Origin of the sequence: Flavobacterium saccharophilum, assembly GCF_900142735.1 — a bacterium.
GTDB classification, from domain to species: Bacteria; Bacteroidota; Bacteroidia; order Flavobacteriales; family Flavobacteriaceae; genus Flavobacterium; species Flavobacterium saccharophilum.
The window spans coordinates 662,643-676,727 of the sequence record NZ_FRBY01000001.1 but is presented as its reverse complement, the minus strand read 5'-3'; the positions used below and the strand labels follow the sequence as shown (position 1 = coordinate 676,727).

General features: G+C 34.2%; 14 protein-coding genes. 7 read left to right on the top strand and 7 right to left on the bottom strand.

The annotated features are described in order from the left end of the window. Window positions 1-2: 2 nt before the first annotated feature. A complete protein-coding gene (fabF, locus tag BUA98_RS02875; RefSeq protein ID WP_072970135.1) occupies window positions 3-1,256 on the bottom strand; it encodes a beta-ketoacyl-ACP synthase II in 1,254 nt (417 codons plus the stop codon). Between the two features lie 238 nt (window positions 1,257-1,494). Beyond that, complete coding sequence (locus BUA98_RS02870) at window positions 1,495-1,731, bottom strand: acyl carrier protein (protein WP_007137004.1); 237 nt, start codon at window positions 1,729-1,731, stop codon at window positions 1,495-1,497. A 175-nt stretch (window positions 1,732-1,906) separates the two neighbouring features. Here BUA98_RS02870 and purN point away from each other — a divergent pair, with 175 nt between their 5' ends. Both purN and rnhA read left to right on the top strand, forming a co-directional pair. After that, window positions 1,907-2,485 carry a phosphoribosylglycinamide formyltransferase gene (purN, locus tag BUA98_RS02865; RefSeq protein WP_072970134.1) on the top strand — a complete coding sequence of 193 codons (579 nt, stop codon included), beginning with the start codon at window positions 1,907-1,909 and terminating at the stop codon, window positions 2,483-2,485. A gap of 190 nt (window positions 2,486-2,675) precedes the next feature. Beyond that, window positions 2,676-3,158 carry a ribonuclease HI gene (gene rnhA, locus BUA98_RS02860; protein WP_072970133.1) on the top strand — a complete coding sequence of 161 codons (483 nt, stop codon included), beginning with the start codon at window positions 2,676-2,678 and terminating at the stop codon, window positions 3,156-3,158. Between the two features lie 68 nt (window positions 3,159-3,226). On the opposite strand, the gene BUA98_RS02855 is transcribed toward rnhA, so the two are convergent. Next, entirely contained in the window at window positions 3,227-3,580 is a 354-nt protein-coding gene (locus BUA98_RS02855) for a DUF6249 domain-containing protein (RefSeq protein WP_072970132.1), read from the bottom strand. A gap of 453 nt (window positions 3,581-4,033) precedes the next feature. On the opposite strand from BUA98_RS02855, the gene BUA98_RS02850 reads away from it, so the two are divergent. From BUA98_RS02850 to BUA98_RS02830, 5 genes are all read left to right on the top strand, one after another. Continuing rightward, a complete protein-coding gene (locus tag BUA98_RS02850) occupies window positions 4,034-4,621 on the top strand; it encodes an RNA polymerase sigma factor (protein WP_072970131.1) in 588 nt (195 codons plus the stop codon). Further along, window positions 4,605-5,000, top strand: coding sequence for a hypothetical protein (locus BUA98_RS02845; RefSeq protein ID WP_072970130.1), 396 nt, complete (start codon window positions 4,605-4,607; stop codon window positions 4,998-5,000). The genes BUA98_RS02850 and BUA98_RS02845 overlap by 17 nt, the downstream gene beginning before the upstream one ends. 8 nt (window positions 5,001-5,008) lie before the next feature. Further along, a complete protein-coding gene (locus BUA98_RS02840; protein ID WP_072970129.1) occupies window positions 5,009-5,914 on the top strand; it encodes an alpha/beta hydrolase family protein in 906 nt (301 codons plus the stop codon). Window positions 5,915-6,201: 287 nt separating this feature from the next. After that, on the top strand, window positions 6,202-7,125 hold the full coding sequence (locus BUA98_RS02835) for a PfkB family carbohydrate kinase (protein ID WP_072970128.1): 924 nt from the start codon (window positions 6,202-6,204) through the stop codon (window positions 7,123-7,125). An 81-nt stretch (window positions 7,126-7,206) separates the two neighbouring features. Beyond that, complete coding sequence (locus BUA98_RS02830; RefSeq protein WP_072970127.1) at window positions 7,207-9,105, top strand: amidophosphoribosyltransferase; 1,899 nt, start codon at window positions 7,207-7,209, stop codon at window positions 9,103-9,105. Between the two features lie 992 nt (window positions 9,106-10,097). Here the strand turns inward: BUA98_RS02830 and BUA98_RS02825 are convergent. The 4 genes from BUA98_RS02825 to BUA98_RS02810 form a co-directional block, all read right to left on the bottom strand. After that, entirely contained in the window at window positions 10,098-10,709 is a 612-nt protein-coding gene (locus tag BUA98_RS02825; RefSeq protein ID WP_072970126.1) for a superoxide dismutase, read from the bottom strand. A gap of 138 nt (window positions 10,710-10,847) precedes the next feature. Further along, window positions 10,848-11,522, bottom strand: a complete 675-nt coding sequence (gene pth, locus BUA98_RS02820) for an aminoacyl-tRNA hydrolase (protein WP_072970125.1) — start codon at window positions 11,520-11,522, stop codon at window positions 10,848-10,850. Between the two features lie 621 nt (window positions 11,523-12,143). Continuing rightward, a complete protein-coding gene (locus BUA98_RS02815) occupies window positions 12,144-12,755 on the bottom strand; it encodes a 50S ribosomal protein L25/general stress protein Ctc (protein WP_072970124.1) in 612 nt (203 codons plus the stop codon). A 106-nt stretch (window positions 12,756-12,861) separates the two neighbouring features. Next, window positions 12,862-13,803, bottom strand: coding sequence for a ribose-phosphate pyrophosphokinase (locus BUA98_RS02810; protein ID WP_072970123.1), 942 nt, complete (start codon window positions 13,801-13,803; stop codon window positions 12,862-12,864). Window positions 13,804-14,085: the final 282 nt, after the last annotated feature.

Sequence of the window (14,085 nt, the reverse complement as noted above, 5' to 3'; positions counted from 1 at the left end):
AATTAGTCAACTAATTTTTTAAACAATACACAAGCATTGTGACCACCAAAACCAAAAGTGTTACTCATAGCAACATTTACTTCTCTTTTTTGTGGTTTGTTTAATGTAAGGTTTAATGCAGGATCAATCTTTTCATCCACAACTGTATGGTTAATCGTTGGAGGAACAAGACTGTGTTGCATTGCCAGGATTGAAGCAATTGCTTCGATAGCTCCGGCAGCACCAAGTAAGTGACCTGTCATTGATTTTGTTGAATTGATATTGATGTTTTTTGCATGATCACCAAAAACAGCACTGATTGCTTTCAATTCAGCTACATCTCCTAATGGAGTAGAAGTTCCGTGTGTATTGATATGATCAACATCTTCAGGATTCATTCCAGCATCTCTTAGCGTATTTTTCATTACTGCAATAACTCCAATTCCTTCCGGATGTGGGGCAGTTAAATGGTAAGCATCAGATGACATTCCGCCTCCACCAATTTCACAGTAAATTTTTGCGCCTCTTGCTTTAGCGTGTTCGTAATCTTCAAGAACCAAAGCTCCTGCTCCTTCTCCTAAAACGAAACCATCTCTGGTTGCATCAAAAGGTCTTGAAGCCGTTTCCGGACTTTCATTTCTTGTAGACAAAGCGTGCATAGAGTTAAAACCTCCCATACCAGCAATGGTAATCGCAGCTTCTGAACCACCTGATACAATAACGTCACACATCCCTAAACGAATGTAGTTGAAAGCATCAATTAATGCATTTGCAGAAGATGCACATGCAGAAACCGTAGTATAATTTGGACCCATATAGCCATTACGCATCGAAATATGCGCAGGAGCAATATCGGCAATCATTTTAGGTATAAAAAACGGATTGAATTTTGGAGTTCCGTCACCTTTAGCATAATAAATTACTTCTTCCTGGAAAGTTTCCAAACCTCCAATTCCTGCTCCCCAGATAACACCAACTCTTGTTTTATCGATATTATCATTTGTAAGTCCAGCATCTTTAATAGCTTCGTCACTGGCAGCAATAGCATATTGAGCAAATTTATCTAATCTACGAGATTCCTTGCGATCCATGTAGTCTTCAATATTGAAGTTTTTTACTTCGCAGGCAAATTTCGTTTTATGCTTCTCTGTATCATAATATGTGATAGGAGCGGCTCCGCTAACCCCATTCACAAGTGCATTCCAATAATCCTGGATATTATTCCCGATAGGAGTAAGTGCACCTAATCCTGTTACAACAACTCGCCTTAATGCCATAAATATGTATTTTGTACTTTAAACAAATAAAACCCACGCTTTCTTAACAGTTTTGTTACTTAAGAGCCATGGGCATTACAATATAAATATATCTTTTTGATTGAAAACCAATCGAAATTTAAATTTTAAAAAAAATAATAACACCCGATTCTTAGAAATTACAAAAATCAAAAGTCAAATTCCAATTGGAACTTGGAATTTCAAAAATTGGTATTTTTAGAAACCGGGTGCAGTATTATTATTTTTTAGCTTCCTCGATATAAGAAATAGCTTGACCAACAGTAGCAATGTTTTCTGCTTGATCGTCTGGAATTTGAATATCAAATTCTTTTTCGAATTCCATAATAAGCTCAACAGTGTCTAATGAGTCAGCTCCTAAATCATTAGTGAAGCTTGCTTCTGTTACAACTTCGTTTTCGTCAACACCTAATTTGTCTACGATAATCGCTTTTACTCTTGATGCAATGTCTGACATAATCTTTAATTTTAGAATTTAATTTGTTGGCAAAAATAAAAAACTTTATTTTAAAACAACTATTTAGTTTATAAATGTAACACTAATTTATAAAATTAATTTCAAGAAAGCCCTTTTAATACTATTTATTTTCGATTTTTATTCCGTTTTTTGCATTCTCAAAACATAATCAAAAATGAAAAAAATTATTGTTTTTGCCTCAGGATCAGGAACTAATGCAGAAAATATTATAAAATATTTTGCAAAAACCAAAATTGCAAGCGTCGTTTCGGTGTTTACCAATAATGCCTCGGCAAAAGTCATCGAAAGAGCAAAAAATCATCAAATTCCGGTCGAAATCTTCTCAAAAAACGAACTTTTAGAACGAAACGTCTTACAAAAAATACAGGAAATCGACCCGGATTTGATAGTTCTGGCTGGTTTCTTATTGAAATTTCCAGAAAATATAATCGAGAAATATCCTAATAAAATAATCAACATCCATCCGGCACTTTTACCTAATTATGGAGGCAAAGGAATGTACGGAATGCACATACACAGGGCTATAGTCAATAATAAGGAAAAAGAAACCGGAATCTCCATTCATTATGTAAATGAAAATTATGATGAGGGCGGCATTATTTTCCAAAAAAATGTGGCGCTAACTGAGGAAGATACACCGGAAACTGTAGCAGAAAAGATTCATGAACTGGAACAAAAGTATTTTCCAGAAATAATTCAGGCAGTACTAGAGGATTCAAATTCCAAAAAATAAATTCCAAATTCCAAAAAAAATTAAACCATGTAAGTCATATAAGTAAATATAATAGTAGTGGTAAATCTTACTTTAAATTAAAAGTAATATAAGCAACTTCAAATAATCTTATATTACTTTATACTGACCAGAGTGAATAGACAAAGTTTAAATTGACTTATATCACTTATATGGTGAAAAAAAATAAAATATGACCCAACACGAAGTACACATATATACAGATGGCGCTGCAAAAGGAAATCCCGGAAACGGCGGTTATGGTGTGGTAATGGAATTGGTTGGAACGCCTCATAAAAAAGAATTCTACGAAGGTTTTCGTCTGACCACTAATAATAGGATGGAACTTTTAGCTGTAATTGTTGGTTTGGAGAAACTAAAAAACCCGAATATGAAGGTTTTGGTTATTTCAGATTCTAAATATGTAGTTGATTCTGTGGAGAAAAAATGGGTTTTAGGCTGGGAGAAAAAGAAGTTCGTTGGTAGAAAAAATGCCGATTTATGGAAACGCTTTCTAATTGTTTATCGCAAACACCAGGTCAATTTTAAATGGATTAAAGGCCACAACAATCATCCTCAAAACGAACGTTGTGATCAATTGGCTGTTATGGCATCCATGCAGCCGAATCTTTCTATTGATGAATATTACGAAACCATCGGTTCCAAAATGGAATAAAAAAAATAAAAAACGCATCAGGAAAATATTCCTCGATGCGTTTTTTTAAAATACTAATTCGACAAGTCTTATTCCTCTTTATCCAGATCTTTTGCCTTTTTAAATCCGGCCAATAGACCCACTCCGGCCATGATAAAAATAATTGACGGATACACAGCACCGTCATTCAATGAAGTGTAAGTCGTTATTAATAAAGCGATAAATATTCCAACACCGCTTCCGATCAATAAAAAGGCAAAGTTTACTACAAATATTTTCCATGCCGAAAATCCTTTTCCTGTTCCTTTAAGAAAAATACTTGCGTCAACTCCTTTTTCTATAAGCGCTAAACGCTCTCTGTTTCTTGTTGAAAAAATCAGATAAACAATTCCGAAAATCATCAGAAACATACTAATTGGTACTAAAATGCCTGGTCCTCCCATAATGATATATTTTTTTTATTAATTGATTGATACTCCATATGACGACAGGTTTTAAATTTAGGTTACAGGTTTTTATAAAAAATTCCAAATTTTAAACTCCAAATTCCAAAAGTTGTTGACTATCAGTTAATTTTGAGTTTGTTTTATTTATAGAAATCCAACGCCTGAAAAGTGTTTAAGCTCGAATGTCAACAATTCTTGTCATTCCGAGGAACGAGGAATCTCCGCAAGTAGCTCCGCCCCTAAAAGCGGCCAATCTTTGTAGAGCTTCTTGCGGAGATTCCTCGTTCCTCGGAATGACAAAAATGCACTCAAAGTTTAAAATACTAAAGTTAGTACCGACAATAGTATGTTTAATCGTGCACTTTAAGATTAGAATTTGGAATTTTAAAAAATTGGAATTTATTTTCAATTTCTTGTAACCTAAACAAACAAACCGTCGTCCTATATAATATGAGTGCAATCAGTGATCAACATTATATCGATAAAATTCTGCAGGGCGAGACCAATTCTTTTGCCGTGCTGGTGGATCGTTATAAGGATATGATTTTTACTTTGGCTCTTAAGATGGTTAAAAACCGTGAAGAAGCCGAGGAAGTTGCACAAGATACTTTTATTAAGATTTATAGTTCGTTGAACAAGTTTAAAGGCGATTCGAAATTTTCGACCTGGATTTATAAGATTGCTTATAATACCTGTTTAGATCGTTTGAAGAAAAATAAAAAAGAAGACCTTAATATATCAATAGATGAATTTTCGGCACATTTAATCAAAACGATGGATAATGCTTTGAGTGCTTTGGAGGATAAAGAACGAAAGCAGACGATTCAGAATTGTTTGAATTTGTTGCCGAGTGATGAAAATTTCCTGTTAACTTTATTTTATTTTGAAGATCAGAGTTTAGAGGAAATCGGGAAGATTATGAATATTAATGCTAATAATGTCAAAGTAAAATTATTTAGAAGCCGACAGAAATTAGCTGTAATTTTGAAAAAGCAATTAGAACCAGAAATAGTAGCGTGTTATGAAAGAGAGCGATAAAAACATAGAAAATCTTATTGATAAAATGATGGCCGAAAACACTCTGGAAACACCATCATTTGATTTTACGTCAAAAATAATGTCTCAGGTTTTAGTGGCTGAAAAGAGCAAAGTTAAAAGTTACAAACCTTTAATTTCTAAAACAACCTGGATTATTATTGGCTTTGGTTTACTTGGCCTCGGTATTTACGTATCACTTTTTTCAGGAACCGAATATAATCTTGGAATTGACAAATCGTACTCAGAAAAATTCTCTGCTGTATTCTCAGGAATTCATATTTCTAAAAACATCTTGTATGCTCTTTTAGTAGTCCCTTTTATGATTTTAATTCAGATTGGATTATTGAAGAATTATTTCGATAAGAAGTATCAGTTGTAAAATTTAAAATGAAAAATAAAACAGCCATTTTTAAACACATACTAAGAGCAAAAAAAACAGGCCCATTTTATTATGCCTTAATGTTGCTGTTTTTTGTCACTAGTTATGCGTCACCAGTCCCACCAAACTTCACTACTAAGGAAATAAAATTTGTTAGTGAAGGAATTTCACTCGCTGGAACTATTTTTACACCTAACAACGTAAAGGCTGCCGTTGTGATTGTTCATGGATCTGGACAAGAAAAAAGAATGATAAACTTTGCTACAATCCTGGCCAGCAATGGAATTGCAGTTTTAACGTATGATAAACGTGGAGTCGGAGAATCAGAAGGTGTATATGCAGGACCCGAAGTAGGAACTAACAATGTTGATTTCTCAAATCTAAATCTTTTGTCTTTAGATGCCAGCGCTGCTATAAATGCTTTATCTAAATATTTATCAAATGATCAAACACCAATAGGTTTAATAGGAGGTAGTCAAGCTGGATGGATAATTCCATTGACCGCAGAGAAAAATAAGAAGGTCAAATTTATGACCATATTTAGCGGAGCTCTGATAACGGTTAAAGAACAATTGAGATTCCAATTTTATACAAATGGAGATATAAATTTTTGGGATGCGCACTCAGAAGAAGATACAAGAAAACATATATATAATGACCCAGACAAATATGAGTTTATTGATACAAATCCCAATGATATTCTTTCTAAATTATCAATTCCAGGAATCTGGATTTTTGGAGGCAAAGACATTCAGGTTCCTGCCAATCTATCAATCGAATATCTTATCCTATTAAAATCTAAAGGAAAACATTATGACTATAAATTGTTTCCAAACCTGGGCCACAATACAGCATTTTCAGACTCTGAAGAGCCTATGAAAAATGCTATCAATTGGATTAAAAATATAAAATAAATTAAAGAATCATACACAAAAAATTCTTCCTGTTTTAATCGGAAAAAGAAAAACCTATTCTTTTAAAAAACTCAGATAAAATTTAGACATTTTTCCAAAATAAATATTGCATTTTAAATCCAAAAAACATATTTTAATCCCTCAAAAGACTCAAATATAATTATCTCATTTACAATAGTTTTAGCCCCGCAAACGATATTGTTTTTTTAAGAAAATTTTGAGAACTTAAACCGTTGCAATATTGCAACTTATGAAGTATCTTTGCACCCTAATTCGAAATTCATAAAATGAATAAATTATTGATTGTTGGAACGGTTGCTTTCGACGCGATTGAAACTCCTTTCGGAAAAACAGATAAAATATTAGGTGGTGCTGCAACGTACATTGGTTTATCAGCATCCTTTTTCAACTTGCAATCGGCCATTGTTTCTGTAGTTGGTGACGATTTTCCTCAAGAACATTTAGATCTTTTAACTTCAAAAAATATTGATATCTCTGGTATCGAAATTGTAAAAGGTGGAAAAACCTTTTTCTGGAGCGGTTTATACCACAACGATTTAAACTCTAGAGACACTCTTGTAACTGAATTAAACGTTTTGGCAGATTTTCAGCCAAAAGTTCCTCAAAATTATAAAGACGCTGATATTGTGATGTTAGGAAACTTACATCCGTTAGTACAAAGCAGTGTTTTAGATCAAATGGAGAAAAAACCAAAATTAGTAGTTTTAGACACTATGAACTTTTGGATGGACTGCGCTCTTCCTGAATTATTGGACGTAATCAAACGTGTAGACGTTATTACTATTAATGACGAAGAAGCAAGACAACTTTCAGGAGAATATTCATTAGTAAAAGCAGCAGCTAAAATCCAGGATATGGGACCAAAATATGTGGTCATCAAAAAAGGAGAACATGGTGCACTTTTATTCCACAATAGAGAAGTATTCTTTGCTCCGGCATTGCCATTAGAAGATGTTTTTGATCCAACAGGAGCCGGAGACACTTTCGCAGGTGGATTCTCAGGATTCATTGCACAAAGCGAAAACATTTCGTTTAACAATATGAAAAATGCAATTATTTACGGTTCGAATTTAGCTTCATTTTGTGTAGAGAAATTTGGAACTGAAAGGATGGAAACATTAAGCAAAGCAGAAGTAGCGATTCGATTACAGCAATTTAAGTCGTTAACTCAGTTTGACATAGAAATATAATGCCCGAAAGCCTCGATAACACGGGGCTTTTTTTATTACGTTAATACACACAACTTACAACAACACAAAATACAAAACACAATGAGCGACGCTTTAAAACACGAATGTGGTATAGCCTTAGTTAGACTTCTTAAACCGCTTGAATATTACAAAGAGAAATACGGAACTGCTTTTTACGGAATACAAAAAATGTATTTGATGATGGAAAAGCAACATAACCGTGGACAAGACGGTGCCGGGTTTGCAAGCATCAAATTAGATGTTGAGCCGGGACAACGCTATATCAGCAGAGTTCGTTCGAATCATGCACAACCAATTCAGGATGTTTTCAAACAGATCAATGATCGTATCAATGAAGAATTAACTGCAAAACCTGAAATTGCTGATGACGTTCAAAAAATAAAATCAGAAATTCCATACGTAGGTGAATTATTTTTAGGACACGTTCGTTACGGAACTTTTGGAAAAAACAGTATCGAAAGTGTACACCCCTTTTTACGTCAAAGTAACTGGATGCACCGTAATTTGATTTTGGCAGGAAACTTCAACATGACTAATGTTAAAGAGCTTTTTGAAAATTTAGTAGAGCTTGGACAGCATCCAAAAGAAATGGCAGATACTGTTACGGTAATGGAAAAAATTGGTCACTTCTTAGACAAAGAAGTAATGCAATTGTATCAAGACTGCAAAACTGAAGGTTATTCTAAAAGAGAAGCTTCTCCAGTAATCGCAGACCGATTGGATATTGCAAAAATATTAACACGTTCAGCAAAAAATCTTGACGGAGGTTACGCAATGGCTGGATTATTAGGTCATGGTGATGCTTTTGTATTTAGAGATCCTGCCGGAATTCGCCCAGCTTATTATTATCAGGATGATGAAGTAGTGGTTGTAGCTTCTGAAAGACCCGTTATTCAAACTGTATTTAATGTACCTTTTGAAAGTGTTCAGGAAATTGATCCGGGAAATGCTTTGATTATCAAGAAAAGCGGAAAAGTTTCAATGCAGCAAATTTTGGAACCAACTGTTAAGAAAGCATGTTCTTTTGAAAGAATCTATTTCTCAAGAGGAAGTGATGCTGAAATTTATCAGGAACGTAAAGATTTAGGAAAACTAATTTTACCTGCAGTTCTTAAATCAATTGACAATGATACAGATAATACTGTTTTCTCCTATATTCCAAACACAGCTGAAACATCTTTTTACGGTTTAGTTGAAGCTGCTCAGGATTTCTTAAATCAGAGAAAGAACAATTATATCTTAGAAAACAAAAATACACTTACAGCCGAAACACTTCAGGAGTTATTGGCGGTAAAAATTCGTACGGAGAAAGTCGCTATTAAAGATGCTAAACTTAGAACCTTTATTACAGAAGACAGCAGCCGTGATGATTTAGTGGCTCACGTTTACGACGTTACTTACGGCGTAATCAAACCAACTGACAATTTGGTTATTATTGACGACAGTATTGTTCGTGGTACAACTCTTAAAATGAGTATCATTAAAATGATGGATCGTTTGAAACCAAAACGTATTGTAATTGTTTCTTCGGCACCACAAATTCGTTATCCTGACTGTTACGGAATTGATATGGCAAAACTGGAAGGTCTTGTTGCTTTTAGAGCTGCTTTGGCTTTATTAAAAGAAAGAAATCTATATCACATCGTTGACGATGTTTACGCTAAATGTAAAGCGCAGGAAAACTATTTAGATACTGATGTTGTAAATTATGTAACGGCAATTTACGATCAATTTACACCAGAAGAAATCTCAGATAAAATTGCAGAAATGTTAAGTTCACCTGAAATTAACGCTGAAGTAAAAATAATATTCCAAAAAGTAGAAGATTTACATATTGCGTGTCCTAAAAATTTGGGAGACTGGTACTTTACAGGAGATTATCCTACCCCTGGAGGAAATCGTGTAGTGAACCGCGCTTTTATGAATTTCTACGAAGGAAAAGACGCGAGAGCATACTAAAAGTATTAACAAAAGGTTAAAATGTGCATTTCATCGGTTTTTTTTGCCGTTCATCCTATATGTTTGGCAAAACCGAAATGCTAAATTACTTTTGGAATACCATAACATTAGTAGGTTAAGTTTATGGTAGATTTGGGGCAAAAAGGGTGGAAGCAATTCCACCTTTTTTATTGGAATAAAGTGATAGCTAGCGCTTTAAGTCGATTTTAACACACTTAATCGGATATATTTACCTTTCATCTATAAAGTTTTTTAAATAATTATAACTATCATACATTTACTAAACCATAACATTAGTAGGTTAAGTTTATGGTAGATTTGGGGCAAAAAAGGTGGAAGAGATTCCACCTTTTTTATTTTATCCTTTTTAGAGGAAAGAAAATGAAGCAAAGAACAAAGATTTTTACCCTTAGCTCAGACTATAGACAACAAAAGAGAAAAGAATATAGAGTAAAGAAGAAAGATTGTTGAACATAGCTTTACAATTACAACAAAAGAAAAAAGATAGAGAATAGAATATAGAACATACTTTTAGAGATGACAACAAAAGACGGACAGCTTATCAGCCATCCGTCTTTTTTATTTTCCCTATACTCTATATTCTATTCTCTATATTCTATCCTCTTTGCTCCTTTATCTTTGCCTTGGTTCTATCTTCATACTTACTTAATCGGATATATTTGCCGTTCATCTAAAAAATTTTCTATATAAATACAACTGCTATACATTTACTGAACCATAACATTAGTAGGTTAAGTTTATGGTAGATTTGGGGCAAAAAAGGCGGAAGAGATTCCGCCTTTTTTATTTTATTCTAGAAAAAAGAGAATAGAATAAAGAGTAAAGAGCAAAGAAGCAAGAGGAAAGAGAATAGAAAATAGAATAAAGATTGTTGCGCATATTTCAACTCTATAACTACAAACAAAAAAGACGGACAACCTATCAGGTCATCCGTCTTTTTTCTTTATTCTTTATTCTATTCTCTCTTAAGACTATTTGTCTAAAGCGTATCTTCTTGCCACTTCTGTCCAGTTGATTACACTGAAGAAAGCTTCAATATAATCCGGTCTTCTGTTTTGGTAGTTTAAATAGTAAGCATGCTCCCAAACGTCCATTCCTAAGATTGGAGTTCCACCGTTACCAGCAACTTCTGGCATTAATGGATTATCTTGATTTGGAGTACCTACAACTTCTAATTTACCTCCTTTTTGCACTGTTAACCAAGCCCATCCTGAACCGAATTGTGTAGCTCCAGCTTTAGCAAATTTTGCTTTAAACTCTTCAAAAGTACCAAAAGAAGACTCAATTGCAGCTAATAAATCACCTGTTGGTAATCCACCACCGTTTGGAGTCATTACAGTCCAGAATAAATTGTGATTGTAGAAACCTCCACCATTGTTACGAACTGCAGCGTTTGATTTATCTAAGTTGATTAAGATGTTTTCGATTGTTTTTCCTTCCAAATCTGTTCCCGCAATAGCTGCATTAAGATTTGTAGTATATGCATTATGATGCTTAGTATGGTGAATCTCCATTGTGCGTGCATCAATATGTGGTTCTAATGCGTCATATGCATAAGGTAATTGTGGTAGTTCAAAAGCCATGATATTATGATTTTATGATTTATAATAATTTATTCCAAATTTAAACATTTAACTTTGGAATAGAAAATACTATTTCGTTATAATTGAATTTAATTAATTGATAAATTGTTTTTTTAACCGCTAAATAGTTGTAAATCTTTATTTTCCGTTAAAAGTGGTCATGGTATTTTCTAATCCGGCGGTTCCGAATGTCTTAATAATTTCTGAAGAGACTTCTAAACGTTCCGGTAGTTTTGCTTTTTCTTCTTCGTCCCAATCGCCTAGAACGTAGTCTACTTGTTGTCCTTTTTTGAACTGATCACTAATACCAAATCTAAAGCGGGTATATTGTTGAGTATTTAAAACAAGGTTGATATTTTTTAGTCCGTTATGGCCTCCGTCACTCCCTTTTGGTTTGATTCTGATGGTTCCAAAAGACAGGTTTAAATCATCTGTAATCACCAAAATATTTTCTAAAGGAATATTTTCTTTATCCATCCAATATTTTACCGCTTTACCACTTAAATTCATGTAGGTGTTTGGCTTAAGCAGAAAAAAGGTTCTTCCTTTAAATTTATATTCGGCAAGCGCTCCCAACTTTACAGTTTCGAATGAAAGGCTTTCTTTTTTGGCTAAAAAATCCAGGACTTTAAATCCGATGTTGTGTCTTGTATTTACGTATTCGGCTCCAATATTACCTAGTCCTACGATTAAATATTTTTTACTCACGCTTTTTATATTGTTTTTTGGATGTTCATGAACCTCCGGTTTCCTATTATCTATGTTCTCTTCTTTTTGTGTTGATGAAAACAGTTTTGTTATCCATTTTATCATGATGCAAAAATAAACTTAATTGGGGAATGTGGCAATTGGTTAATTAGATAATTAGAGAATGTGTCAATTAGATAATTTAATCTTAACCGCAATGAGCGCAATCCCGATAGCTATCGGGATACGCAAGGTGCGCTAAGAATGGGACGCGGATGACGCAGATTTGAACTGATCGACGCAGATTTGCTTTGCACCTTTGTCTCTTTGTGCCTTTGAACCTCTTTCTTATAGAAATGAATCGTTCTTGCTAGCCCTGACAGCAGCGGCATCCTTTTTCTGGCTTCTTTAGCCAGGAAAAGATATAGCGAATGGCAGGAGCGTTGCGTCTTAAAAAACCCAAAAGCGTCTGCTTCTAAAAAATTAGATAATTAGGAAATGTGCCAATTAGATAATTACATCTAACCGCAAAGTTCGCGATGGTTTTACGCAAGGTGCGCTAAGAATGGAACGCGGATGACGCGGATTTTATTTGCGTAGTTTCCCTTTAGTTTGAGTTGCAGCAAAACCCCTTTGCACCTATGAACCTTTGTACCTTTGAGCCTTTCCTTAGAACCTCAGAACCTTAAAAGCAAAAAAAAAGCACCAATCTTTCGATTGATGCTTTTTGTATTGATTTGAAAAAAATTATTTTTTCTTTCCTTTTGCAGGAGCTTTTGCAGCTTTTGCAGCTTCTTGAGCAGCTTTCATAGCAGCACGAGAAATTCTTACCTGAGCAACAACAGTGTTATCTGGGTGCATTACTTTATAGTCAGGAGTACCAACTTTAGTAACGTACAATTTGTTACCCATTTCAAGTGGAGTAATATCAGCTTCAACAAAATCAGGAAGATTTTTAGGTAAAGCTTTAACTTTTAATTTACGAGTGTTTAAACGTAAAACACCACCTGCAAGAACACCTTTAGATGTACCAACGATTTTTACTGGAACTTCCATAGTGATTTCTTTGTCATCAAATAATTGAAAGAAGTCAATATGTAAAATTTTGTCAGATACAGGGTGAACCTGGATATCTTGTAAAATTGCGTTGAATGATTTTCCTTTTCCAAGCTCAATCACAACTGTGTGTGCGTTTGGAGTGTAAACCAAGTTTTTGAACGCTGCAGCGTCTGCTGAGAAGTGTACTGCCTGATTTCCTCCGTATAACACGCAAGGAACCGCTCCAGCATTACGTAAGGCTTTAGTTGACACTTTGCCCACGCTTTCTCTTTCTGATCCTTTAATTGTAATCGATTTCATTGTAAAAAAATATAGTTATTAATAAATATTCTATTTGCTTTAAGCTTTAGGCTTTTTTTGTAATAGTGAAACAGCTTATGGCTTAAAGCCTAAAGCATACCGCTTATTACATTATGAATTTTCCACTAATGGAATTGTTGTGGTGCACCATGTGCATAACTTCGGCAAAAAGAGGTGCACAACTCACTACTCTAATTTTCTTTGATTCTCTCTTTAATGGGATTGAATCGGTAACTATTAATTCGCTTAATTTCGAATTTTCAATTTTTTCGTAAGCTCCACCTGATAAAATAGCATGTGTACAAATTGCTCTAACGCTTAATGCTCCTTTTTCGATCATTAAATCCGCTGCTTTCGCTAATGTTCCACCGGTATCGATCATGTCGTCTACTAGTATTACGTTACGACCTTTTACTTCACCAATTAGTTCCATAGTATCGATAACGTTGGCTGCTTTTCTTTGTTTGTAACAGATTACTACATCTGATTCTAAAAACTTAGAGTAAGCATATGCTCTTTTTGAACCTCCCATATCAGGAGATGCAATGGTTAAATTTTCTAATCCTAAACTTTCTACGTATGGTAAAAAGATCGTAGATGCAAATAAATGATCTACTGGTTTTTCGAAAAACCCTTGAATTTGATCTGCGTGCAAATCCATTGTCATTACTCTTGTCGCTCCGGCAGCATCTAATAAATTAGCTACTAATTTTGCTCCAATCGGAACTCTTGGTTTATCCTTTCTGTCCTGTCTTGCCCAACCAAAATAAGGCATAACAGCTGTAATATGTCTTGCTGATGCACGTTTTGCTGCATCGATCATTAGTAACAATTCCATCAAATTATCAGCAGTTGGAAAAGTTGAACACACGATAAAAACGCGTAATCCTCTTATTGATTCTTCGTAAGATGGCTGAAATTCTCCATCACTATACGTTGACATCGTTACTTTGCCTAGCGGAATTCCGTAATGATCGGCAATTTTTTCTGCAAGATAAACACTTTGTGAACAAGCAAAAATTTTAGCTTCTGGTTCTAGGTGCGACATTATAATTTGTTGTTTTTACTCGCTGCGCTCCGTACAATTCGGCTTCACCTTTTTTGGTAAAACAAAACGTGTATAAATGCCTCGGGTGTAGTTAGTTGTGTGTGCTTCGTTTTAACGAGGTGCAAATTTAGAAAATTTATTGGACACTGAAAGGAAAAATTTAAGTATTTTTAGTAGAACATTTAATTTTATTTTTTACATTTGCACCGTGTTAAAGGAATGACGCCATTTATGACTTCATTCTATTGCGTTAAAATAATCGATTTTTTGATTGTTTTTTCG

Excerpts from the sequence above, each read along its gene's own strand:
- BUA98_RS02855 (WP_072970132.1), bottom strand. The coding sequence starts at position 3,580 with ATGGGAGGACCAGGCATTTTAGTACCAATTAGTATGTTTCTGATGATT.
- BUA98_RS02835 (WP_072970128.1), top strand. The coding sequence starts at position 6,202 with ATGAATAAATTATTGATTGTTGGAACGGTTGCTTTCGACGCGATTGAA.
- pth (WP_072970125.1), bottom strand. The coding sequence starts at position 11,522 with ATGATAAAATGGATAACAAAACTGTTTTCATCAACACAAAAAGAAGAG.
- BUA98_RS02810 (WP_072970123.1), bottom strand. The coding sequence starts at position 13,803 with ATGTCGCACCTAGAACCAGAAGCTAAAATTTTTGCTTGTTCACAAAGT.
- BUA98_RS02825 (WP_072970126.1), bottom strand. The coding sequence starts at position 10,709 with ATGGCTTTTGAACTACCACAATTACCTTATGCATATGACGCATTAGAA.
- fabF (WP_072970135.1), bottom strand. The coding sequence starts at position 1,256 with ATGGCATTAAGGCGAGTTGTTGTAACAGGATTAGGTGCACTTACTCCT.
- BUA98_RS02850 (WP_072970131.1), top strand. The coding sequence starts at position 4,034 with ATGAGTGCAATCAGTGATCAACATTATATCGATAAAATTCTGCAGGGC.
- purN (WP_072970134.1), top strand. The coding sequence starts at position 1,907 with ATGAAAAAAATTATTGTTTTTGCCTCAGGATCAGGAACTAATGCAGAA.
- BUA98_RS02870 (WP_007137004.1), bottom strand. The coding sequence starts at position 1,731 with ATGTCAGACATTGCATCAAGAGTAAAAGCGATTATCGTAGACAAATTA.
- BUA98_RS02840 (WP_072970129.1), top strand. The coding sequence starts at position 5,009 with ATGAAAAATAAAACAGCCATTTTTAAACACATACTAAGAGCAAAAAAA.
- BUA98_RS02830 (WP_072970127.1), top strand. The coding sequence starts at position 7,207 with ATGAGCGACGCTTTAAAACACGAATGTGGTATAGCCTTAGTTAGACTT.
- rnhA (WP_072970133.1), top strand. The coding sequence starts at position 2,676 with ATGACCCAACACGAAGTACACATATATACAGATGGCGCTGCAAAAGGA.
- BUA98_RS02845 (WP_072970130.1), top strand. The coding sequence starts at position 4,605 with ATGAAAGAGAGCGATAAAAACATAGAAAATCTTATTGATAAAATGATG.
- BUA98_RS02815 (WP_072970124.1), bottom strand. The coding sequence starts at position 12,755 with ATGAAATCGATTACAATTAAAGGATCAGAAAGAGAAAGCGTGGGCAAA.